Raw genomic sequence first — 22687 nt, 5'->3', positions numbered from 1 at the left:
GTATTGGTTTTAGGTTAGGTTATATTGTTCTGCCTGTATTGATAACATTCACTCCGTTAAAACGAGCTGTTGAACTTCCATGAGAGACTGCACTTACTTGCGATGGCTGACCCTTTCCATCGAAGAAAGATCCAAATAGCCGATAGTCACGTTCATCACAAATCTTTACACAGCTATTCCAGAACTCTTGAGTGTTTGATTGGTACGCTACGTCGTTTAACATACCTGTGATTTGGCCATTCTTTATCTCATAGAAAACTGTTCCTCCAAATTGGAAGTTATAACGCTGCTGATCGATAGAGTAAGATCCTCTTCCTGCAATGTATATTCCCTTCTCTACATCTTTGATCATATCTTGCACAGAGTATGGATCTTTGCCTGGTGCGAGAGATACATTTGGCATGCGTTGAAATTGAACATCGCTCCAGCTTTGTGCATAGCAGCATCCGTGTGATTCATTTTGACCAAGGATATGCACCTGGTCGCGGATTGCCTGAACATTAACGAAAATACCGTCCTTGATAAGATCCCAACGTCTTGACTTTACTCCTTCGTCATCATAACCTACAGCACCAAGTGAACCGGGTTGTGTTTTATCTGCAAAGATGTTTACAATTTTGCTTCCGTAGTTGAAGTTGCCTGACTTGAGTTTATCTAATGTAGCGAAGCTTGTACCTGCATAGTTAGCTTCGTAGCCAAGAATTCGGTCGAGCTCAAGAGGGTGGCCTACAGATTCATGAATAGTTAAACCGAGATGATTAGGTTCTAACACGAGATCATACTTACCTGGTTCTACTGATTTTGCAGTGATCATTTCCTTCGCCTGCTTCGCCGCGGTAGCGGCATCTTCAACAATATCATAGCTGTTGCGATACAACACCATGCCTTGAGGTGCCCACTGCTTGTCTTCAGTCTTAGGTATCATGTATTCGTATCCCATTCCCATAGGAGCACTTAATGCTTGCCTGGATTTAAATTTACCGGAAGCTTTATCAGTAACACTCACAGTGAATGTAGGCCAGATGCGGTGGATATCCTGATCTATATAAGAGCCTTCAGTTGAAGCAAAATACTTTTGCTCGTTAATCATGAAGAGATTTGAGTTGACAAAGCTTGCTCCATTTTGAAGCGCAGCTGCATTCGCGTTCAATAGAAGATCAACTTTTTCGGATACGGGAATCTCGAAAGCATTTCTTTGAATTGTAGTTTTCCAACTCACTTCTCCATATCCTTGAACTGGGGCAAGTTTAACAGGTTCCTTCTGGAATTTAGCATTAGCCTTTGCAATGGCAACAGCACGTTGCGCGGCCTTCTTTATGCCTTCAGTTGTAACTTCGTTCGTTGCTGCAAAGCCCCATGTTCCATTGGCGATAACACGAACACCACATCCATAAGACTCACTGCTTTCTATGCCTTGTACTTTATTTTCTCGGGTAGATATAAATTGATTAAGGTAACGTCCGATTCTTATATCTGCATAAGTTGCACCTGATGATTTTGCTGTACTAAGTGCAACATCGGCAAGGTTCTTTTTTGCAGGAACATCAAGAAAGGGCTCTAATAAAACTTGTTCGGAAACGGATTTTCCCATAAGCTGGGCAGGTAAAAACATTCCTCCCAAGCCTAGCCCTGTAAGCTGAATAAAATCTCTTCTCTTCACGGTTTAATTGTTTAGGTATATTATCCCAAAGCCTAATTTATTGAAAAAGCAAAAAAGGATACCTTTCCGGTATCCTTTTTCGATGAGTTTTATATGAGTGGTAATAGCCTGCCTATTTTTCAGACAATGTTGAGAAGTCGAACGATGTCTCTAAAAACTTCGTAGTAAACTTTCCAGAACGGAAGGTTGGGTTATCCATTAACTTAATATGGAACGGAATTGTGGTTTTGATACCTTCAATAACGAATTCCTGAAGCGCACGTTTCATTCTTGTTATAACATCTTCCCTTGATTGTCCGCTCACAATTAGTTTCGCGATCATGGAATCATAATTCGGAGGGATTGTATAACCGGCATACACATGGCTATCAACACGAACACCATGACCTCCTGGTATATGAAGATTAGTGATCTTTCCAGGTGATGGTCTAAATCCATTTGATGGATCCTCTGCATTTATACGGCATTCCATAGCGTATAAATTAGGGAAATAGTTAGTGCCTGAAATAGGTACTCCCGCAGCCACTTTAATCTGTTCTTTAATAAGATCGTAATCAGTAACTTCTTCTGTAATTGGATGCTCTACCTGGATACGAGTGTTCATTTCCATGAAGTAGAACTTTCCATGCTTGTCAACTAGAAATTCAATTGTTCCTGCACCTTCGTAGTTGATTGCTTTCGCACCTTTGATTGCAGCTTCTCCCATCTTCTCACGAAGCTCCTGGCTAATAATAGGAGAGGGGGTTTCTTCCACTAGCTTTTGATGCCTGCGTTGTATAGAACAATCGCGTTCAGAAAGGTGACATACTTTTCCGTACTGATCGCCAACAACCTGGATTTCTATATGCCTTGGTTCTTCAACAAACTTCTCAAGGTATAAACCATCATTACCAAAGGCAGCACCTGCCTCTCGTTTTGCATCATCCCAAGCTTTTTTGAACTCGCTATCATTGTTGATGATACGCATTCCTTTTCCACCACCACCTGCTGTAGCTTTTATAATAACAGGATAGCCGATTTCACGGGCTAGTGATTGACCTTCTTCTATAGAGCTAAGGAGACCATCTGAGCCAGGGATGGTAGGAACACCAGCCTTCTTCATGGTGTCCTTTGCAGTAGACTTATCGCCCATGGATTGAATCATTGCAGGCGTTGGCCCGATAAACTTTATTCCATATTCGTGACAGATGGCAGAGAATTCTGCACGTTCTGACAAGAATCCATAACCCGGATGTATTGCATCTGCATTTGTAATTTCTGCAGCAGATATGATACGAGGAATATTTAAATAAGAATCTTTGCTTGGAGCATCACCAATACAAACAGCTTCATCAGCAAAGCGCACGTGAAGGCTATCACGGTCTGCTGTAGAATATACGGCTACTGTTTTAATACCCATCTCGCGGCATGTTCGAATAATACGAAGCGCGATTTCCCCACGATTGGCAATTAATATTTTTTTAAACATAGTTTTAATTTCAGGTTTCGAAATCCCGGATGTTTTAATCCTGAGGACCATTTCAGTTTGTTACCGGAATGGCATCAGCATTTTTAAGACTTCGAAATGATTATTCAGGTTCTACAACAAACAGCACCTGATCGTATTCAACCGGTGTTGCGTTTTCTGCCATTACTTTTACAATAGTTCCAGATACTTCAGCTTCAATCTCATTGAAAAGCTTCATTGCTTCAATGATGCAAACTGTCTGGCCTTTAGAGATTTTGTCACCAACAGATACGAATGGAGGGTTATCAGGAGATGAAGAGCGGTAAAATGTACCGATCATAGGAGACTTTATCTCAACAGTCTTTTTGCCGCTTGTTTCAGCTCTTTCTACCTTGGGAGCAGAAGTTTGAGGCTGCGGTTGGCTTGCTACAGGAGGAGGGGCAACAACTGGTGTTGTTGCTGCAGGAGCAACTACAGAAGTTGATTTAAATACTTTTTGATCTGGTTCACGCTTGACGTGAAGTTTAAGTTCTTTAGTTTCGATATTCACCTCATTAAGTCCTGATTTAGAGATGAAGTCGATTAGGTCTCGGATTTCTGTAGTTTTCATTTCAGGTTGGTTTGATGATCCTGAATCAGATTGCATCCGAAGAGATTTTGTTTCTTTTTTAGGAGTTGTCTTAGTTGTACGGGCTTTGCTCATGATTCAGTTCGATTATTGTTTTACACGTTCAATATAGTCTCCTGTTCGTGTATCAACTTTTATTTTATCACCGGTGTTAACAAAAAGAGGAACACGGATTTCTGTTCCATTTTCCATAGTTGCTGGTTTTAAGGTGCGTGTTGCCGTATCGCCTTGTAAGCCAGGTTCAGTATATTGTACTTCGAGTACTACGTGAGATGGTGCTTCGGCGGTAATTGCTGTAGCGCCATTTTCGAAAGCAATAAGAAGGGTAACACCTTCTTTGATATAGTTTACTGATTCTCCGAGGAGTGCTTTATCAAGGTAGATCTGGTCGAAAGTTTCGTTATCCATACAAACAAGGCTCTCACCGTCAGCATACAGATATTGATATTCCTTTGTTTCAACACGAAGTATTTCTATTTCATCGCCAGGACGAAAACGGTTTTCTGCTACTTTACCGTTGCGCACATTTCTCATCTTTACCTGATAGAATGCGCGAAGGTTTCCTGGCGTGCGATGTTGCAATTCTTCAATTTGCATAATCTCGCCATTGTAGCGAACAAAATTACCTTTACTTAGGTCTGATATGGTTGCCATACGTGAAAAACGTCAATTAAATTACAAATCAAACAAAAAATTACAATTGTGAAATACAAAGGCTTAATTTGAATTATAAGCCCACTTAAGATATACAGAGCCCCATGTAAAGCCTCCGCCGAAGGCAGCCATGATAATGTTGTCGCCTTTCTTCAATTTCTTCTCGTAATCCCAAAGCAACAGGGGTATTGTGCCAGCAGTTGTATTTCCGTATTTCTCTATGTTCATCATTACTTTCTCTTCAGTAATGCCCATACGATCAGCTGTGGCATCTATAATTCTTTTATTTGCCTGGTGCGGAGCTAACCAGGTGATATCTTCACCTTTTAGGTTGTTTCTTTCCATGATTTTCGCAGAGATGTCAGCCATATTGGTAACAGCAAACTTGAAAACTGCTGATCCCTCCTGGAATACATAATGCTGTTTGTTATCAACAGAACTATGAGATGCCGGCATACGGCTTCCGCCGGCAGGCATCTTGAGGTATTGTTCACCAACACCGTCACTTCGGTGAAGTGAGTCAATAATTCCCACATCTTCAGTTGTAGGTTCCAGCAAAACGGCACCTGCTCCATCGCCGAATATAATGCACGTGGTTCTGTCTTTATAGTTGATGATTGACGACATTTTATCTCCACCAATAACAACAACTTTTTTATACCTGCCTGATTCGATATACATAGCACCCGTGGTGAGCGCGTAGATAAATCCGGAGCAAGCGGCACCCATGTCATAACTAAAAGCATTTATTGCCCCAACACTGGTTGCCACAATGTTTGCAGTTGCGGGAAATGTCATATCCGCTGTTACTGTAGCAAACAATACTAAATCAATTTCCTTAGGGTCAGTGTTAGTTTTTGCAAGAAGGTCCTTAACAGCTGCAATACCTAATACAGATACGCCTTGGTTTTCGCCTTTAAGAATTCTTCTTTCTTTAATACCTGTTCTCGAGGTAATCCACTCATCACTTGTCTCAACCATGCGTTCTAGTTCCTGATTGGTTAAAATGTAGTCAGGAACATAGCCTCCTACACCAGTAATGGCAGCTCTTATTTTGTTCATTCGGTTAATTCACTAATGGTTTTTATAACTTACCTATAAATGAAAAATGCTCGACGACAGGCATCGAGCAACTTTTTATTTTTAAAATGTTATGAAATAAACAGGATATGTTTATCCTCATTACTGCTTTTTAGGCAGTTGTTATACATTTCTCTGTAACAATGGAACAGAACCATTACCTGATTTAGGCAAGTACTTCTTTTTCCATCAATACTTTACCTTTGAAGTAAAGTTTACCTTCATGCCAATACGCACGGTGAGGCAGGTGGTGTTCTCCGGTAGTCTGGTCAATAGCTAATTCCTTAGCAAAAGCCTTATAGTGGGTTCTTCTTTTGTCTCTCCGGGTTTTCGAGGTTTTTCGTTTCGGATTTGGCATAGTCTACAACAGTTTATTTTAATTTTTTTAATTTCTCCCAACGAGGATCAATATCTTCATCACTTTCAGGATTATAAGATGATTCTCCGGAGGAATAAATCAATTTGCCTTCTGAGTTTTCATCTTCGCCTTCATTCGCATATCGCGGATGAAGTTTTTTCATTGGAATTTCAAGTCCAATGAACTCATACATATATTGTCCTAGATCGAGGCTGTCTTTATCACGAGCAATCATTATGATTTCATCACTTATTTCTTCGTCTGAGTCCCCGTATTTGAAGACGATCTTCTTCCGCACTCCAACTGGATAAGTAAAAGGATCCAAACTGCGATCACAAATGAGATTTGCCTCTCCCTTTATTTTAAAATCTGCTTCTATAAAGGTTTCATGTTTGTTCAGCATTACATCAGCAGTAAAATTACCACCTTCTACCAAACCTTTGCCGTACTGCTCAAAGAAATCATTCTTGATCTCATAATTAAAATGATGTTCTTTGTTGCTCAGGCCAATTATATTCACGCTATATGCTTTCACTCCCATGGCTCAACCCAGCATTTTTAAATAAGTCGGCAAATTTAGAATAATATCTTGAAAGGTCAAAGTTATATGAAGCTTATTAAACGGACCAGAATGACGGCTTTCGCCCTAATGATGGCAAACGGTATGGGAGGCTATAAGGCTTGAGCAAACTGACAGCGAAGAACGAACAACTATGTTGAAGTAAAATTCGACACTGTTTCAGATAGCAACTGTTATAGATATTCTCTTAGTGCTATAACTTTAAGCTCATCTCGTGTCTTCTTATCGATGTTATCCATAATGTATTCGATGACGTTTTTCCTGAACCCGAGCTTTATGGCTATATTTTTACAGAACAGCAGTTCACTTTCAAAGACGTTCTGGTCCGCATGGATCAATTCTATACTTGACATGAGGTACTCAAACTTCTGGTCATTAGAAAGGGCTCCTAAAGAGTCGATAGGTTCGGGATTGCGGATGAGATCATTTACAGATTCTTCCGGAAAGTTGCGATCTTTCGCAATCTTAAAAATCATATCGCGCTCAGTTTTCGCAAAGTGCTTGTCTGCTTCCGCGAGTTGAATGAGTATATTTAATTGCTTCTTGGTAACAATATCCATTTCAACTATTACTTGAGAGTAAAATTGTTAATATTCAGTTATTCGAACACATATTAAGGGTTAAAACGTTGTTTTCCAATATCTAGGCTAGTTATTTTTCTGCGGGCTGCTCAGCTCTATGTTTAAAAATGGAAGAAGCAAGGAAAATCGCCTCGCGCATGGATAGCTCATTAGCCATGTTTTTGCCTGCTATATTATAGGCTGTTCCATGATCAGGGGAGGTGCGTATGACAGGTAAACCTGCTGTATAGTTCACGCCATTTTCAAAAGCAAGCGTCTTAAAAGGTATTAGTCCCTGGTCATGATACATAGCAAGGATTCCATCGAACTTTGCATATTGGCCAGCACCGAAAAAGCCATCGGGCGGTTGAGGCCCATATACTAATTTACCTTTACTACGTTGTTCCTGTACTACCGCTTTTATAACAGATTCTTCTTCCGTTCCTATTAAGCCGTTATCGCCAGCATGCGGATTTAAACCAAGGATAGCTATCTTAGGCTTTACGATTCCAAAATCTTTACGAAGCGACTGCTCCATGATTCGCAGCTTACTTTCTATTTTTTCTTTAGTAATAAGCCCAGCCACATCTTTTAATGCTACATGTTCTGTCACCAAGCCTATACGCAATGAGTCAGCAACCATAAACATTAAGCTGTCTGAGGCATCAAAGAATTGCGTGATGTACTCGGTGTGGCCTTTAAATGGAAATTCAGGACTATGGATTGTATGCTTGTCTACAGGAGCTGTTACAAGCGCATCAATTACACCTTCTTTGAGATCTTCACAGGCTAGTTTAATAGATGCAAGGGCGGCCTTACCAGCTTCTTGAGAAGGCTTGCCTGGCACGATTTCCAAATTGTCTTCCCATGCATTAACAACATTAATTGCTTTGTGCGCGTATTGTCCTCGATTCTTTACCTGTGTATAATTGAAATCATCAACGCTGAGCTGTTTTTTATAAAAGGCAAGTACTTTACCTGAACCATAAATAACCGGTGTTATCATAGAAAGGATACGATGGTCAGCCAGGGCCTTAATAATGGTTTCGGGCCCAATTCCATTAATGTCACCTATTGTTATACCGATTTTTGCTCGTTCGTGCATCTTAGCAGAAGTAGTCATTGATAATGTTTATTCTGCGAATTAACAAAAATATTTGATGTTCAATTGATTTCATTCTTTTATAATACTCAACAGATTTGCACAGAAGGAATAGTATGCTTCATTTTATACCTTTGACCATATTATGGAGAGAAATGACAAAGTCAGGCCGAAGAAATATCTCGGTCAACACTTTCTTAAAGATCAGAATATTGCACGAAAAATTGTGGATGCCCTAATATTCGACGACAATAAACGCGTGTTAGAGATAGGGCCGGGAATGGGAGTGCTCACCCAATACCTTCTGCTAATTAAAGATATTGAACTTAAGGTTGTAGAAATAGATAAGGAATCAGTTGAATATTTAAAGAATAACTTTTCCCTTCTTCAGTCGGATATTATAGAAGGAGACTTTCTTCAGCTTGATCTGAGTACAATTTATGCTGGCACATATGCCATTATTGGCAACTTTCCATACAACATTTCTTCCCAGATTTTCTTCTCTATACTTGAGCACAAAAACACTATTAACCAGGTTGTGTGTATGCTTCAAAAAGAAGTAGCGGATAGAATTGCTTCGCCACATGGAAGTAAAACGTACGGTATATTGAGTGTACTTCTTCAGGCTTATTATGATATTGACTCCTGTTTTAAAGTACCACCCGGGGTTTTTAATCCTCCTCCGAAGGTGATGTCTGCCGTGATTCGTTTAAGAAGGAATACATTGAAATCGCTTCCATGCGATGAAAGACTCTTTGTTCAGGTGGTTAAACAGGGGTTCAATAACAGAAGAAAGACCTTGCGCAACGCTTTAAAAAATCTAAATTTGGAAGCTGACGTATCGGCATTGGCTTTGTTAGATAAGCGTGCAGAACAGCTTTCAGTCGCGGATTTTATTTCGCTTACCAAGATAATAGAAGACAGTCGTGCAGGAACCAATAATTGAATTTGAGTTAACAAAGGAGTTTAGAAATCGCTTTCAGGAAGCGCTTGATACACGCGACACGGCATTTATCTTAAAGACTCTAACAGATATTAAGCCAGCTGATATTACAGCTTTGCTTTACGAATTCAGTGCAGAAGAATCTAAATATGTTCTTGACCTTCTTCCCATCGATATACAGGCGGGTATTATCAATGATCTTGATTCTGACACCCGAAAGAAATTTCTAAGAATTTATGAGGTAAAGGAAATTGTATACTTTTTGAATCATCTCGCGTCGGATGATGTTGCAGATATTTTACATGAGCTTCCTGTAAAGAATCGTGAACAAGTATTGTCCAACCTTGATCTGGAGTTAAAGGTGCAGGTAACTGAGCTGCTGAGATACGAAGACAATGTAGCGGGTGGGTTAATGGCGAAGGAGTTGATCAAGGCCCGAGTGCATTGGTCAGTAGTGCAATGTATTGAAGAGATAAGAAAGCAGGCAGAAACAGTATCTAAATTCTATGCTGTTTATGTAGTTGACGATCATGATAAATTGATAGGCAGGGTAGCGTTACAGGATCTCATAATTTCAGATGCGCGTACTATTGTAGGAGATATTTGTGATAAAGATATCATATCCATTCAGACTTACCAGGAAAGCATAGAGGTTGCAGAGGTAATGAAGAAGTACGACCTGGAGTCCGTTCCTGTAGTGAATGTTCAGGAGCAACTCGTGGGTAGAATTACCATAGATGATATTGTAGACGTAATTACTGAGCAGGCAGAGGAAGAGCGCCAACTGATGGCGGGTATCAGTGAATCAGTCGAAGTTGATGACAGTGTATGGAGAAATACGCGGGCGCGCTTGCCCGGGCTTTTGATAGGCATAGTTGGAGGGTTAATGAATGCAAAGTTTATGGGCTTGTTCGAAGAGGAACTCGCAAGAATCACAGCTATTGCATTTTTTACACCGCTTATTCAGGCAACAGGAGGAAATGTTGGCATTCAATCATCATCTTTGGTAGTTCAAAGTCTCGCTAATCCTGGTTATGTTGAAGAAGGGTTGTGGGCAAGGCTTATCAAAGTTTTTTTTGTAGCCATCCTTAATGGATTATTCCTTTCCGGATTAGTAATGGGGGCCAACATTGTTTTGTTTGGAGAATATAGGTTGTCGTTGGTGGTATCTGTAGCATTGTTTAGTGTTGTTGTATTTGCATCTTTTATTGGTACCATAACCCCTATTGTTCTTAATCGTTTTGGTTTCAATCCTGCTTTGGCTGCCGGCCCTTTTATCACAACTATTAATGATCTGTTGGGGTTAACTATTTATTTTTTTATCGTTCATATACTTTTAATATAGATGACTCAGAGAAAATGTTTGATTGTTGATTCAATGCATCATAGTCTTATGCCTATGCTTGATAGCATTGGTTGGACCTATGACTACAAGCCTGATATTACCAGAGATGAAATAAGGCAACTAGCTGCAGGGTATGATGGATTGATAATCAGAAGCAAAACTAACGTAGATAAAGACCTGCTAGGAGAGAATCCAACAGTGCGTTATATCGGCAGGGCGGGAGCAGGGCTTGACAATCTGGATCTAGAATATTTGAAGAGTAAAAATATTGCTGTTCTCCATGCGGCTGAGGGAAATAGAGATGCAGTTGGCGAGTTCACTGTTGGGTTACTATTGAGCTTGCTCCGAAATATTCCAAAGGCAAACACAGAAGTACGCAATGTTATCTGGGACAGAGAAGGCAACAGAGGTGAGGAGATAATGGGTAAGACCATCTCTATTATCGGCTATGGTAATATGGGGAGAGCCTTTGCACAACGTATTTCAGGTTTTGGATGTAAGATTTTAGCCTATGATAAATATAAAAACGGATTTAGTACCCCTACCTGTTATGAAGCTACAATGGATGTAATATTTGACGAGACGGACATTCTCACCTTACATATTCCATTAACATCTGAAACAAGAAAACTTGTAGATCTTAAATATTTAAAGCGCTTTAAAAAGAATATCGTCTTGTTAAATACGGCAAGAGGAGAAATTGTGCCATTGGCAGATCTTGCAGAGGCAATGAATATCGGAAAAGTAAGGGGCGCAGCGCTGGATGTTTTAGAAAATGAGAAGATACAAAAACTTTCTGCAGAGCAACAAAATGCATTTGACGATTTAAAGAAAAGAAGCAATGTAATATTAACCCCTCATATTGCAGGCTGGACATACGAGTCGCACGAAAAAATAAACGTAGCTTTGGTAGATCAAATTAATGCGCTTCAGTTATAGGTAATTCTACTTAAGCGTCAGCAATTAAGGTTATTTCATGAGTTTTTTACAAAAGCGAATAAAGCAGTTAACTGAATTTTTTAATTCAGTAATAGAAAAACCTTTACTCACATCAACCATTGTTTTGGTGTGTGTTGCGATCATTGTTATTGGATTAAGTCTTCCGTACTATATAAGTGATTTCGATACTTTTATTCAGCAGGTGTTAGCTGAGGCACATGGAATGATATTCGATATTGCTGTTATTGGTATTCTTATATTCTGGCTCAATCAGAATGGTGAGACCAGGCAACGTATTAGAACCTATAAAGATGAAATTGATGACTTTCGCTTGTGGGAATCAGAGGAAGCGGCCTTTCGTACAGTAGGTAATATTAAACGTTTAAACCGGCATAAGATCCATGAAATAAATCTTGTCAATTGTTACCTGCCCCGAACCAATCTTAACTACGTGCATCTTGGCGGGTCTAATCTTAACTCTGCTAATGTTTCTCAATCTACCCTTATTGAAGCTGACTTGGAAAATGCACGATTGAATCAAACGAATTTTGAGAACTCGAATCTTAATCAAGCGAATTTAAAAAGTGCTTATGCGAGTGGCGCAAATTTCAAAGATGCGTTTTTAATTAAGGCACAATTTGAAAATGCGTTTCTTATCAAAGCCAATTTTAATAATGCTTTTCTTATGGAGGCCAATCTTCAGAACTGCTATGTAATGGGTGCAGATTTCGAAAACGCCAGTTTATACAAGGCGGATTTGCGAGGAGCAAAAGGTCTTACAGTAGAACAACTTTCGAAAGTGAAAACACTTTATCTGGCCAAGTTCGACGATGATATTCTCCAGCAGATTAAAACCAACCTGCCGGAGTTAGTAGGCACATAATTTTTTGCTTTTAAAATAAAGTATTACCTTTGTGGTACAACAACGGTCTCACTCAAATGGGACCGTTGTTGCTTTTTTTGTGTCAAGCGATAGATTATTTCATTTTTAGAACAATAATGTCATGAGCAAAATATCATACTACACCAAAGATGGTCTAGAAAAACTGAGGTCTGAACTGAGCGAGTTAAAAACAAAAGGACGTGCTGATATTGCCAGACAAATTGCCGAAGCGCGCGATAAGGGGGATTTAAGTGAGAATGCTGAATATGATGCCGCGAAAGATGCGCAGGGGTTGCTCGAAGCAAAGATTGCACAATTAGAGGATCTTGTGAGCAATGCAAGATTGCTAGATGAAAATAATATTGACACATCTAAAGTGTCTATTCTTTCTAAGGTTACGATTAAGAACAAGAAGAATGGCGCGTCAGTAACGTATACTTTAGTATCTGAAGAAGAAGCTGATCTTAAAGCAGGGAAAATTTCAACAATGTCTCCCATTGGTAAAGGGCTACTAGGAAAGAAGAAAGGTGAGGTAGCGAAGATTAAAACTCCGGCAGGAGAGATGGAGTTTGAGGTTGTTAACATAGGTGCTTAATAACAAGAGCTATGGCTAGTATTTTCACCCGGATTATTAATAAGGAGATCCCCGCTCACATTATTTTGGAGGATGAGCGTTATATAGCTTTTCTTGATATTAATCCATTGGTTGTCGGGCATACTTTGGTAGTTCCAAAAAAAGAAGTTGATTTTATCTTCGACATAGATGATGAAACACTTGCGGGATTAAATGTGTTTGCTAAAAAAGTTGCCCTGGCTATAAAGAAAGCTATACCGTGTAAACGGGTTGGAGTTGCCGTAATAGGGCTAGAAGTGCCTCACACGCACATGCACCTTGTGCCTATGAATGTAATGGACGATTTGAATTTTACACGCGCTAAATTAAATCCATCAAAAGAAGAGCTGGTGCAAGCGGCTGAGAAAATCAGAAAATTTCTCTAGCTGTATTCTTAGGTCGTAATTAGTTTAAGGTTGCTCTATAAGAAGTCAATATCCACATTAAGCGGATAACGCATCAGATATTGTAATGCCTGTTTCATTGTGAGATCTTCAAACAGGACTTTATATAGTGTATTTGTTATAGGAGCCTTTACCTGGTAATAGTCTGCACACTTCTTTGCTATTTTAACGGTGTTTATACCTTCGGCGATTTCGTCTGTGCTTTCAAGGATATTAGGCAGTGATTCTCCCTGGGCTAGACGATACCCTACGTTGAAATTACGGCTTAAAGAACTGTTACAGGTAGTAACAAGGTCTCCCACACCAGCAACTCCAAGGAAAGCCCTTGTGTTGCCTCCAAGAGATCTTCCCAGGTAAATCATTTCTACCATGCCTCTGCTTATTAAAAGGCCTTTTGCGTTCTCGCCATATCCCATACCGCTCAAGGCACCGGCCGCAATGGCAATTATATTTTTTAAGACACCAGCTAATTCAACACCTACCAAATCATTGTTGCCATAAACCTGAAAATGGTTATTTCTTAATAATCTCTTCCCGAGGACAATCACTTCATTGAATTGGCTAGCAATAACGGTAGCTGCAGGTTGCCCGGCGGCAAGTTCCTTTGAAAGGTTAGGTCCGGCGAGGCATCCTACCCGAATAGCAACACTCTCCTCCCTGATTACCTCGCTCATTGTCTTTACCTGGCTTCTGCTAAGTGCGTTTATGGAATCTACCGATTCGCCTTTAGGCAATGTTATATCAAAACCTTTTGTGCCGTGAATAAGAATATGGTAGGGATGAAGGTAGGGAGATAACCTCTTCATCATGGATCTGAAGTGGGCTGAGGGAACAATGGGAAAAAGAATATCACAGCTATTAGCAACATACGCAAGATCACTGACAGGTGTGATATTATCATGCATTTTATGACCCCTGTTTTCTCTATTCAGTTTAATCTTCTCAATTACGCTTTCATCCCGCGCATAAAGTAAGACTTTAGTATGCGGAGCAAGGAGATTGGCTACTGCACTTCCGAAGTTACCAGCACCAATAACAGCCACCGGTTTGTCAGATAAACTTCTCGAGGTCATAACCAACTAGCCTGTTGTGATAATAGTAGAGAAGATTAAGATCTTGTGTTATTATATTGCCTTCTTTATTAAAAAGTAAAGGTCTCTTAAGGTGAAAGATACCAACGTTTTCCATGCCGTGTCTTACAACAAGATCCATCTTTCCTTTTAAATGGGTAGCATGGTTTACTTTGCCCTCTTCTTTTAACTGATAAATCTGTTTCCTTACTTTTTTACAAACATCAATAAATTCCTCATAGGGAAGGACCAAATCTTCTTCAGGAAGTCTAAGGAGCTCGAACAGATCAAGCTTAGGATGTTTACGCTGCCACATTTCGAATGCAACGAAGGCAACCAGGTGACTGGCAAAAACACGATTTATGCGGTGATACTCAGAAACAATTTTCTGGCTCAGCATTCTCGTGTATTGATCTTCCCTTTGCTTATCAATTGATACTTCCTGGTTTGCTATGAAGTAGTCTTTTGTGTTTATAATTCTTCCGTGTGAATCCAGGCTATTTCCATCTTCATCAACATAGTTGCCTAGAACGTCCAGGCACTTTCCTATGGATACTGATATGTTAGATCCTTTTGTAAAGAATTTAAAAAGAAACTGAAGTAGCTGCCAGCTTCCGTATTTGTCTTGCTCAGGAAGGTATTTATCCTGTCCTTTTACTGACAAGTAATCATCAATAAGATCAGGAGCCTCAAGAACAAAGTGATAGTTAAGTGTTACGGGCACTACAAATATCTTTCTTACATCACCATTAGGGTTGTCGAGGTAAGCATTGCGTTGTGCTTCAATAGTAGAGCTTAGTAAACCAAGTTTTAATTGTTTTTCTATTGCTCCGCTTCTTGAACGCGTGCCACCCGGAAAGAAAAGTGTATGTGCGCCTTTTTGAATAGCAAGCGTTGAATACGTTTTCAGTGTTTCAAGGTAAGGCAGATTCTTCTTTCTTCTGTCTACTTTAAAAGCGCCAAGGCTATTCATAAAGTAAGCAAAGATCTTAATGTTGAAAAGATTCAAACCGGCACCATAAATAAACGCAGGTAAACCCAGAGAATGAATTACCCAACCGATAAGGATTGAGTCAAGGTTGCTAAAGTGAGTAGGCACCATAACGATAGTCCCTTGCTTAGCAAGCTTTCTCAGTTGTTTAACTTTTCCAACAATGTGAATCTTGTCTCTTAAAGTATATTGGTTACGGAAAAAGGCACCGAATTTTTTAACCCTGGCGCCATTTAATAAGCGACCAAACCAGAATTTAATGAGCTCTCGGGTAAACTTATAAGAACTAGGTTTAAAGTTCCCGGCAATCTCATCAGCATAACGCAGAATAATGCGATATAGAATTTCATCTGCTTTAACCTGGGCTTCTTCTGATGTTTTATTTGTAAGCGCTACAAGTTCTTCCTTAACTTTAATCCAAAATTGCGGTTCATCAACAGCGTCTACTCTCCACCGATTACGCTTCATGCGTTGCTGCTCCCGATATACAGTAGCCTCAAGCTCATCAAGCAGCTGTTTTGTGGTAGGTCGCACCTGCTTTACAAGCTCAAAAGACTTTTGTGCTACCTCCTCAACAAATTCCTTCCTGTTTTTACTAAGTTGATATACAGGCCAATCTGGAATACCATCAAGAATGGGTTTGTATCTCTTATTCTTATTTTTCTTTTCAGCTACTTCCATCGGGGAGGCAAAAATAATATAATTTCGTTATGCTGAAAAAACGTTATAAACCCGATCTTTCTCTTGCTTCGTAGAATGCCTGCCCCATTTCCTGAAATCTGATTAAGGCTTGTTGAACAAATTCCGCATCTATAATTCTATCCAGATCTTCATCTCCTGAGATCTCCCATTGCTCAACTTTAAAGGTTTGTTCCAGAAAACCCTGCTCCAGTTTAATAAGGTACCTATTGTTCCAAGCAAAAATTGTGATTTTACAATCCGGATTAGAAATCTCTTTTACGAGCCGCATAACTTTAAATGTGCCCTTAAGATGTTAAGGTTTTTCCTAATGCCCTAATTTTTAGTCTATGTAAGCTTTGATTTTACCTTTTCAAGTTCTTGTGTCAGGTTTTTATACACAGGGCTGCTGACAAGTTTATCCTGATTCATTTGTTTTATGATCTTTTGAAGTTCTGCCTCTCGTTTTTTTAAGGCATTCTTCATTGCAACAGGATCAGGTTTCATTTAAAATGACTGTGTTGGATGGATTCTGATCGGAAAGATATTGAAAAAATTAAATTGATAAAAAATGGGCTGTTTTAGTTTCTGACACTAATTTGCACGAGTTGTCAGGAAGTCGAACAGTGTATAAGAGCACTATTATTAAAAATTTGGGGTCGTTTTTGGATTTACTTGATATATTCTCAGGCGAAACCGAAAAGATTTTACTGCTTAAAAGACTATTTTATTGAAGGATACCGTTACTTTAAGTGCGATTTTAAGGTTTGTCTACATACTTTGTAATTAAGTGTTAGCGCTATAAATAATAAGTTTTGGTATAAACTTTTTTCCGTAATAGTTACGAATGAAGCCTAGTCTACTCCGAATTCTATACTTGTCCCTGGTGATATTGCTCATATCAGCTTATTCAGCCCAGGCCACACACTTGCGAGCTGGCGAAATTACAGTCAGACGAGATGCATGTAATAGTTTGAAGTTTTGGATTACTATTACAGTTTTTACAAATACCATAAATACCAATGTGCTTTTTGGAGGGGAAGATGATATCCTTGACTTTGGTGATGGTGGTGACCCCGATAGAGATGGTCGGCCAGGTATTTTGGTTCCTGAAACACAGAATACATTAAGACCTGATCTTGGTGAAGGTATTGCAACTGCATCTTTTACTTATGAATATACCTATAGAGGTAATGGAACTTATATAATAAGTTATAGCGAGCCCAACCGCAATGCAGGGGTTGTTAATATGGATGGCTCAGTAAATACAAGGTTTTATATCGAAACAAAGATTATCACTGATCCATTTTATGGTTGTAATGAAAATACACCTGTACTTGGGGTGCCTCCTATTGACCGTGGCTGTACTGGCGTAGCATGGTTTCATAACCCGGGTGCCTATGATCTTGATGGCGATAGTCTTTCCTATGAAATGGTAATTCCTTTTCGCGCTCGCCAAACAACAGTTGTAAATTATCGAGATCCTAATAATCCAAAGTTTTATTCAAACTTTAATACAGGTAACGAACAGAAAAACGGAGCCCCTACATTTAATATCAACCCTGTTGATGGAACGATTACGTGGGATGCCCCCGGTGCTGCAGGAGAATATAACATCGCTTTTATTATAAAAGAATGGAGGTTTGTTGAAGGCCGTTGGAGGGAACTAGGTTTCGTAAGAAGAGACATGCAGATCATTATCGAGGACTGTGATAATGAGCGTCCTGATCTTATTGTGCCTGAAGATATTTGCGTTGAAGCAGGAACAACCATTGACGAAACCATATTAGGAATAGATCCAGATAACGATAATGTGAGGATCGAAGCTTTTTCTGAGATATTTAATTTCACAGAAAATGCAGCAACTTATTCTCCTAAACCTGCCACTTTCCAACCTTCTTTACCACCTGCACAGCTGAAGTTTCATTGGCAAACTACCTGTGCGCATGTAAAAAGCCAGCCTTATCAGGTAGTGTTGAAGATTACAGATAAATCTCCTACCGGTTCCAGTCTTGTAACCTTTAAAACGTGGCTCATTCGTGTAGTAGGCCCACCACCGCAATGGGTAAACGCAGGACTAGTAGCTAATCAATCCGCTGCGCTTCAATGGGATAACTATTTTTGTAACAACGCAGAATCCATGCAGATTTGGCGAAGGGTGGATAGCAATCCTTTTGAGCCAGACACCTGTCAAACAGGCATGCCCCCAAACCTCGGGTATACATTGGTTGACGTAATTCAAATGAGAGATGCCAACAATAATCCCGTCACCTCTTATACAGATACAAATAATGGAAAAGGATTAGCACCAGGGGCAAAGTACTGCTACCGGCTTGTTGCAATCTTTCCTGAACCGAAAGGTGGAGAAAGTTATGTGTCCTCTGAAGTATGTCTCGACCAAGTACCAATTACAGCTCCGGTTATTACAAACGTATCAGTACAAGAAACAAGCACCACCAGCGGAAAGATTGAGGTAAAATGGATAGCCCCTAAAGATGCGCCAGGAGGCCCCTTTACTTATGAAGTTTTCAGAGCAGAAGGTTTTACTGGAAACGCCGATATTGTTTCCGTAGCAACTACAACAGGGTTAACATTTATAGACCAAAATATAAATACAGAAAATAGAATTTATAACTACCGTATTCTTGCTCGGGATAACAATGGAGCGCTTGTTGATACATCAGCAGTAGCATCAACTGTGAGGTTGGAAGCACAATCGCAGTTAAATAGAATTCAACTCACATGGAGCGCTGATGTTCCGTGGTCAAACCAGGTTCCAGGATTAAAGCACCGTATTTATAGAGGCGAGGAGGGCGCAACCCTGCCCGGAGATCTTCAGCTGATTACAGAATTAGATGTTTTAACTACTGGTCTAATTTATACAGATGAGGGGCAGCATAATGGAGTTCCGCTTGATAGAGGCACTACCTATTGCTACGTTGTAGAAACAGTGGGTTCATACGGTTCAACAGACCCTGACTTGCAAGGTCCGTTTTTTAACTTCTCGCAAATTATCTGTACCCGTCCTGGTGACGAGAATCCGCCATGTAAACCAGCAACACCGTTGGCACATGAGCCAGTGAATTGTGATGATTATGTAGGCCGACTAGAAACATGTAACAATAGTATTTCAATTAGCAATACGATTAAATGGAGCAGACCTGCCGGGGATTGTGATGATGATATTTCGTTCTACAGAGTTTATGTTTCGCCAACCAGCAATGGCATCTTTGTGCCGTTGGTAGACAGAACAGGAAATTTTCTTCAGGTAAGAGATACTTTTTATGTTCATCAAAATCTTCCTTCATTCGCAGGTTGTTATAAAATTTCTGCTGTAGACAGATCAGGGAACGAGGGTGAGTTAAGCGATGCAATCTGTTTTGATAATTGCCCTTATTATGAACTTCCTAACGTATTCACTCCTAATAATGATTTTTGCAACGATGTGTTTAGCGCCTACAGCGAGCGTGATATTGTAGGGGAGAATGCAAGTTCATGTGGTAATCCATCCGACCAATCAAAGGCAAGGTGTGCACGCTTTGTTCGCAAAGTTGTATTCCGGGTGTACAATCGCTGGGGTAAGGAGGTTTATAATTATGAGTCAGGAGGAGAAAGAACAATTTATATAGATTGGGACGGTAGAAGCTCAGAAGGAAGAGAACTGGCAAGTGGCGTTTATTATTATGTGGCTGACGTTACTTTTGATACTGCTAACCCTGCGAAGAGAGATCAGGTAATAAAAGGCTGGGTAAACTTGATAAGAGAAGCTCCTTAACCTGTTGTATAAGCTCTGGATATAAGGATTATTGCTGCTGTGTTCCAGATTCCGGAATACAACAATTTTTATATTTTTGTGACCTTAATTAAAAAGGTACAGAAAATGAAAGCATACATTTTTCCAGGACAAGGCTCCCAATTCACAGGGATGGCAAAAGATATTTATGAAAGCAACATTGACGCTAAGAACCTCCTGGAAGAAGCAAATAAGATACTTGGATTCCGAATTACAGATATTATGTTCACCGGCTCGGCCGATGAACTAAAACAAACAAAAGTCACCCAGCCCGCTATATTTCTTCATTCGGTAGCACTTGCTAAAACTTCTCAAAGTTTTTCTCCTGATATGGTTGCGGGCCATTCTCTTGGCGAGTTCTCTGCGTTAGTTGCAAATAAGACTTTAGCATTTGAAGATGCACTTGAATTGGTTTATAAGAGAGCGATGGCCATGCAGAAGGCTTGTGAACAGAACCCGTCAATCATGGCAGCAATTTTAGGGCTGGATGATAAGATAGTTGAAGAAATTTGTGCCTCTATTGATGAAGTCGTTGTTGCTGCAAATTATAATTGTCCAGGTCAGTTAGTGATCTCAGGTTCTATAAAAGGGATTGAAGTTGCTTGTGAAAAACTAAAGGCGGCAGGTGCTAAACGTGCTTTACCTTTACAGGTAGGTGGTGCATTCCACTCACCTCTAATGGAACCAGCAAAAGAGGAACTGGCAAAAGCAATTGAAACTACAAACTTTCACGCACCAATTTGTCCTGTCTATCAAAATGTAAACGCATTGCCTTCTACTGACGTAAGTACGATTAGAAAAAATTTGATTGACCAGCTAACTGCTCCTGTTCGTTGGACTCAATCAGTTCAACAGATGACCAAAGATGGGGCTAAGACCTTTATTGAATGTGGTCCTGGTAAAGTACTGCAAGGCCTTGTAAAGAAGATATCACCTGAAGTTGAAGCGCTAAGTATTTAAAGCATTTCAACAAGTTGCACATCCAAAGGGTCAGAACACTCGTCAAGTAGTGTTCTGACTTTTTTATTTAACAGGGGGTGGACATATTCAGGTGAAATTTCATCCAGCGGAATTAGTATAAATTTTCTTTCGGCAATTGCAGGATGCGGAATTGTTAATTCTGGTATGTTGATGACCACATCGCCGTAAAAAAGAACGTCGATATCAATAATCCTAGGCCCCCATTTTTCTTCCCGAACTCGACCAAGATCCCTTTCTATGTTTAAAATCTTATCTAAGAGATTGGTAGGATCAAACGTTGTTTCGATTAGGATCACTTGATTGAGAAAATCATCCTGATCCTTTTTACCCCAGGGTTTTGTTGAATAAATTGATGACAGCTTGGTAACTTTTCCAATGTCTTGAGCTATCCTTGCAAGCGCCTTATTTAAATTTTCCTTTCTGTTACCCTGGTTAGTGCCAAGCGATAGATAAACACCTGTGTTGGTTCCCATCTTTTTAAAGATTTCAGCGCTAGATCAGTAGCCTCTGAGATTTAAGTAGTTACAATACCTTTTTAAACTGCAGTAAACATACTTTTTTATTCGCATGACTATTACTTACTTTTGGACTTTAAATTTAATTCTATGAGCTTTGGAAAGGCTTTCTTTTCATCTTGTCTTGGTGCACTTGTTGCGCTTATTCTATTCTCAATACTCTCTGTTTTTGTTTTCTCTGCAATAATAGCAGGTCTTTCTTCAGAAAAGGAAGTAGTTGTAGAGGATAACTCTATTCTTCATTTAAAACTTGACGCACAGATAACAGAACTCCAGCAGGAAAACCCGTTCGCAGGATTGCCTGTACCGGGAGGCGATGTTGAAAATATAGGTGTACTTCAGTTGAAAGAAGTGATTGATCATGCTAAAACAGATAATAAGATTAAAGGTATTTATCTTGATCTCAGCTACCCTGCTGCAGGCTTTTCTTCAATTGAAGAAATCCGAGAGTCACTCATAGATTTTCGTAAGAGCGGAAAATGGGTAATAGCATATTCAACGGTATTATCAGAAAACGCTTACTACCTGGCAACGGCGGCAGATAAGATCTACTTGAATCCTGAAGGTGAAGTTGAGTTTAATGGATTAACCGTTGAAGTTGGCTTCTACAAAAAGTTATTTGAAAAGCTGGATATTAAACCAGAAGTCTTCCGTGTAGGCGAGTTTAAAAGTGCTGTAGAACCATTCCTGCTGGATAAGATGAGTCCGGAAAACCGGCTTCAATTAACAGAACTGATCAATTCAATTCATGGACATATTTTACAAAGAGTTTCTGAAGCACGAAATATCCCAGTAGAAAAGCTTAGTGAAATTTCCAATAAAATGGTTATTCGCAATTCAAAGATTGCACAGGAGCAAGGATTAATTGATTCATTGCTTTACAAAGACCAGTTTGATGCGGTATTGAAACAAAAGCTGGGTGTAAGCGAAACGAAGGATATCAAATTTGTCAAGTACGGTAAATACAGAAAGAGCTTTAGTAACTATAAGAGTACTAAAAACGAGGTTGCTGTTATTGTGGCGGAGGGAACAATAATTCCAGGAGAGAATAGTGGTTCTGAAGTTGTTATAGCAGGTGAAACATTTGTAGAAGAGATAAGAAAGGCGAGAGAAGACGAAGACGTAAAGGCAATCGTTTTACGTGTAAATTCACCGGGAGGTGAATTCAGGGCTTCCGATATGATCTGGAGAGAAATTCAACTGGCTAAAAAGGAAAAACCAGTGATAGCTTCTATGTCTGATTATGCAGCATCTGGTGGTTACTACATTGCAATGGGATGCGATACCATAGTAGCGCAACCACATACCATTACCGGTTCTATCGGAATCTTTGGAATGATGTTCGATCTCAGTGGCTTCTTAGGAAATAAAATCGGTATCACATTCGATGAAGTGAAGACAGGTGAGTTCGGAGAAATGTATACCTTCACCAGGCCGCTTACGGATGCGGAAAAGAATTATTG

The 22687-nt window shown here is 39.7% G+C and carries 23 protein-coding genes; 9 read left to right on the top strand and 14 right to left on the bottom strand.

Annotated features, from left to right (window positions below):
• Nucleotides 1-19: 19 nt before the first annotated feature.
• From KK060_RS03565 to pdxA, 9 genes are all read right to left on the bottom strand, one after another.
• Complete coding sequence (locus KK060_RS03565; protein WP_254152213.1) at nt 20-1660, bottom strand: TldD/PmbA family protein; 1641 nt, start codon at nt 1658-1660, stop codon at nt 20-22.
• Between the two features lie 112 nt (nt 1661-1772).
• Complete coding sequence (gene accC, locus KK060_RS03560; RefSeq protein ID WP_254152212.1) at nt 1773-3128, bottom strand: acetyl-CoA carboxylase biotin carboxylase subunit; 1356 nt, start codon at nt 3126-3128, stop codon at nt 1773-1775.
• Nucleotides 3129-3228: 100 nt separating this feature from the next.
• A complete protein-coding gene (gene accB / locus KK060_RS03555; RefSeq protein ID WP_254152445.1) occupies nt 3229-3717 on the bottom strand; it encodes an acetyl-CoA carboxylase biotin carboxyl carrier protein in 489 nt (162 codons plus the stop codon).
• 105 nt (nt 3718-3822) lie between these two features.
• Nucleotides 3823-4389 carry an elongation factor P gene (gene efp / locus KK060_RS03550; protein WP_254152210.1) on the bottom strand — a complete coding sequence of 189 codons (567 nt, stop codon included), beginning with the start codon at nt 4387-4389 and terminating at the stop codon, nt 3823-3825.
• A 63-nt stretch (nt 4390-4452) separates the two neighbouring features.
• Nucleotides 4453-5451, bottom strand: a complete 999-nt coding sequence (locus KK060_RS03545; RefSeq protein ID WP_254152208.1) for a beta-ketoacyl-ACP synthase III — start codon at nt 5449-5451, stop codon at nt 4453-4455.
• Between the two features lie 184 nt (nt 5452-5635).
• On the bottom strand, nt 5636-5827 hold the full coding sequence (gene rpmF / locus KK060_RS03540) for a 50S ribosomal protein L32 (protein ID WP_254152206.1): 192 nt from the start codon (nt 5825-5827) through the stop codon (nt 5636-5638).
• 13 nt (nt 5828-5840) lie between these two features.
• Complete coding sequence (locus tag KK060_RS03535; RefSeq protein ID WP_254152204.1) at nt 5841-6368, bottom strand: YceD family protein; 528 nt, start codon at nt 6366-6368, stop codon at nt 5841-5843.
• Between the two features lie 212 nt (nt 6369-6580).
• Complete coding sequence (locus KK060_RS03530; RefSeq protein WP_254152203.1) at nt 6581-6967, bottom strand: TerB family tellurite resistance protein; 387 nt, start codon at nt 6965-6967, stop codon at nt 6581-6583.
• Between the two features lie 91 nt (nt 6968-7058).
• On the bottom strand, nt 7059-8090 hold the full coding sequence (gene pdxA, locus KK060_RS03525; protein WP_254152202.1) for a 4-hydroxythreonine-4-phosphate dehydrogenase PdxA: 1032 nt from the start codon (nt 8088-8090) through the stop codon (nt 7059-7061).
• 124 nt (nt 8091-8214) lie between these two features.
• On the opposite strand from pdxA, the gene rsmA reads away from it, so the two are divergent.
• The 6 genes from rsmA (at nt 8215) to KK060_RS03495 (ending at nt 13178) form a co-directional block, all read left to right on the top strand.
• Entirely contained in the window at nt 8215-9015 is an 801-nt protein-coding gene (gene rsmA, locus KK060_RS03520; protein ID WP_254152200.1) for a 16S rRNA (adenine(1518)-N(6)/adenine(1519)-N(6))-dimethyltransferase RsmA, read from the top strand.
• On the top strand, nt 8996-10357 hold the full coding sequence (gene mgtE / locus KK060_RS03515; RefSeq protein WP_254152198.1) for a magnesium transporter: 1362 nt from the start codon (nt 8996-8998) through the stop codon (nt 10355-10357). The genes rsmA and mgtE overlap by 20 nt, the downstream gene beginning before the upstream one ends.
• Complete coding sequence (locus tag KK060_RS03510; RefSeq protein ID WP_254152196.1) at nt 10358-11296, top strand: NAD(P)-dependent oxidoreductase; 939 nt, start codon at nt 10358-10360, stop codon at nt 11294-11296. It begins immediately after the preceding gene.
• 37 nt (nt 11297-11333) lie between these two features.
• Complete coding sequence (locus tag KK060_RS03505) at nt 11334-12179, top strand: pentapeptide repeat-containing protein (RefSeq protein ID WP_254152195.1); 846 nt, start codon at nt 11334-11336, stop codon at nt 12177-12179.
• Nucleotides 12180-12300: 121 nt separating this feature from the next.
• The gene (gene greA, locus KK060_RS03500; protein WP_254152193.1) at nt 12301-12774 is read left to right on the top strand and encodes a transcription elongation factor GreA; all 474 of its coding nucleotides are present in this window, start codon (nt 12301-12303) and stop codon (nt 12772-12774) included.
• A gap of 11 nt (nt 12775-12785) precedes the next feature.
• Nucleotides 12786-13178, top strand: coding sequence for an HIT family protein (locus KK060_RS03495; protein ID WP_254152192.1), 393 nt, complete (start codon nt 12786-12788; stop codon nt 13176-13178).
• Between the two features lie 35 nt (nt 13179-13213).
• Here the strand turns inward: KK060_RS03495 and KK060_RS03490 are convergent, their stop codons facing one another.
• The 4 genes from KK060_RS03490 to KK060_RS03475 are packed head-to-tail and all read right to left on the bottom strand — an operon-like array spanning nt 13214 to nt 16442.
• Nucleotides 13214-14269 (bottom strand): NAD(P)H-dependent glycerol-3-phosphate dehydrogenase, encoded by a 1056-nt coding sequence (locus tag KK060_RS03490; RefSeq protein ID WP_254152190.1) that lies wholly within the window; start codon nt 14267-14269, stop codon nt 13214-13216.
• A complete protein-coding gene (locus KK060_RS03485) occupies nt 14247-15938 on the bottom strand; it encodes a 1-acyl-sn-glycerol-3-phosphate acyltransferase (RefSeq protein ID WP_254152188.1) in 1692 nt (563 codons plus the stop codon). The genes KK060_RS03490 and KK060_RS03485 overlap by 23 nt, the downstream gene beginning before the upstream one ends.
• A gap of 43 nt (nt 15939-15981) precedes the next feature.
• On the bottom strand, nt 15982-16227 hold the full coding sequence (locus KK060_RS03480; RefSeq protein WP_254152187.1) for a hypothetical protein: 246 nt from the start codon (nt 16225-16227) through the stop codon (nt 15982-15984).
• Between the two features lie 56 nt (nt 16228-16283).
• Nucleotides 16284-16442, bottom strand: coding sequence for a hypothetical protein (locus KK060_RS03475; protein WP_254152185.1), 159 nt, complete (start codon nt 16440-16442; stop codon nt 16284-16286).
• Nucleotides 16443-16782: 340 nt separating this feature from the next.
• On the opposite strand from KK060_RS03475, the gene KK060_RS03470 reads away from it, so the two are divergent.
• Nucleotides 16783-19710, top strand: a complete 2928-nt coding sequence (locus KK060_RS03470; RefSeq protein ID WP_254152183.1) for a T9SS type B sorting domain-containing protein — start codon at nt 16783-16785, stop codon at nt 19708-19710.
• 105 nt (nt 19711-19815) lie between these two features.
• Complete coding sequence (gene fabD / locus KK060_RS03465) at nt 19816-20688, top strand: ACP S-malonyltransferase (protein WP_254152182.1); 873 nt, start codon at nt 19816-19818, stop codon at nt 20686-20688.
• Here the strand turns inward: fabD and folK are convergent.
• Complete coding sequence (gene folK, locus KK060_RS03460; RefSeq protein ID WP_254152180.1) at nt 20685-21182, bottom strand: 2-amino-4-hydroxy-6-hydroxymethyldihydropteridine diphosphokinase; 498 nt, start codon at nt 21180-21182, stop codon at nt 20685-20687. The two genes, fabD and folK, sit on opposite strands and share 4 nt — an antisense overlap.
• 132 nt (nt 21183-21314) lie before the next feature.
• Between folK and sppA the strand changes: the two genes are divergently transcribed.
• The coding region (gene sppA / locus KK060_RS03455) for a signal peptide peptidase SppA (protein WP_254152178.1) at nt 21315-22687 on the top strand (1373 nt) is incomplete at its 3' end.

The organism is Chryseosolibacter indicum (assembly GCF_018598585.1).
Classification (GTDB): Bacteria; Bacteroidota; Bacteroidia; order Cytophagales; family Cyclobacteriaceae; genus Chryseosolibacter; species Chryseosolibacter indicus.
This window is presented reverse-complemented; position numbering and strand designations above follow the sequence as displayed.

What these genes read in the sequence shown, in the direction of transcription:
- fabD (WP_254152182.1), top strand. Translation starts at nt 19,816, where the DNA reads ATGAAAGCATACATTTTTCCAGGACAAGGCTCCCAATTCACAGGGATG.
- KK060_RS03495 (WP_254152192.1), top strand. Translation starts at nt 12,786, where the DNA reads ATGGCTAGTATTTTCACCCGGATTATTAATAAGGAGATCCCCGCTCAC.
- accB (WP_254152445.1), bottom strand. Translation starts at nt 3,717, where the DNA reads ATGAAAACTACAGAAATCCGAGACCTAATCGACTTCATCTCTAAATCA.
- folK (WP_254152180.1), bottom strand. Translation starts at nt 21,182, where the DNA reads ATGGGAACCAACACAGGTGTTTATCTATCGCTTGGCACTAACCAGGGT.
- KK060_RS03505 (WP_254152195.1), top strand. Translation starts at nt 11,334, where the DNA reads ATGAGTTTTTTACAAAAGCGAATAAAGCAGTTAACTGAATTTTTTAAT.
- rpmF (WP_254152206.1), bottom strand. Translation starts at nt 5,827, where the DNA reads ATGCCAAATCCGAAACGAAAAACCTCGAAAACCCGGAGAGACAAAAGA.
- KK060_RS03480 (WP_254152187.1), bottom strand. Translation starts at nt 16,227, where the DNA reads ATGCGGCTCGTAAAAGAGATTTCTAATCCGGATTGTAAAATCACAATT.
- KK060_RS03545 (WP_254152208.1), bottom strand. Translation starts at nt 5,451, where the DNA reads ATGAACAAAATAAGAGCTGCCATTACTGGTGTAGGAGGCTATGTTCCT.
- efp (WP_254152210.1), bottom strand. Translation starts at nt 4,389, where the DNA reads ATGGCAACCATATCAGACCTAAGTAAAGGTAATTTTGTTCGCTACAAT.
- pdxA (WP_254152202.1), bottom strand. Translation starts at nt 8,090, where the DNA reads ATGACTACTTCTGCTAAGATGCACGAACGAGCAAAAATCGGTATAACA.
- KK060_RS03510 (WP_254152196.1), top strand. Translation starts at nt 10,358, where the DNA reads ATGACTCAGAGAAAATGTTTGATTGTTGATTCAATGCATCATAGTCTT.
- rsmA (WP_254152200.1), top strand. Translation starts at nt 8,215, where the DNA reads ATGGAGAGAAATGACAAAGTCAGGCCGAAGAAATATCTCGGTCAACAC.
- greA (WP_254152193.1), top strand. Translation starts at nt 12,301, where the DNA reads ATGAGCAAAATATCATACTACACCAAAGATGGTCTAGAAAAACTGAGG.
- KK060_RS03485 (WP_254152188.1), bottom strand. Translation starts at nt 15,938, where the DNA reads ATGGAAGTAGCTGAAAAGAAAAATAAGAATAAGAGATACAAACCCATT.
- KK060_RS03490 (WP_254152190.1), bottom strand. Translation starts at nt 14,269, where the DNA reads ATGACCTCGAGAAGTTTATCTGACAAACCGGTGGCTGTTATTGGTGCT.
- accC (WP_254152212.1), bottom strand. Translation starts at nt 3,128, where the DNA reads ATGTTTAAAAAAATATTAATTGCCAATCGTGGGGAAATCGCGCTTCGT.
- KK060_RS03530 (WP_254152203.1), bottom strand. Translation starts at nt 6,967, where the DNA reads ATGGATATTGTTACCAAGAAGCAATTAAATATACTCATTCAACTCGCG.
- KK060_RS03535 (WP_254152204.1), bottom strand. Translation starts at nt 6,368, where the DNA reads ATGGGAGTGAAAGCATATAGCGTGAATATAATTGGCCTGAGCAACAAA.
- KK060_RS03470 (WP_254152183.1), top strand. Translation starts at nt 16,783, where the DNA reads ATGAAGCCTAGTCTACTCCGAATTCTATACTTGTCCCTGGTGATATTG.
- KK060_RS03475 (WP_254152185.1), bottom strand. Translation starts at nt 16,442, where the DNA reads ATGAAACCTGATCCTGTTGCAATGAAGAATGCCTTAAAAAAACGAGAG.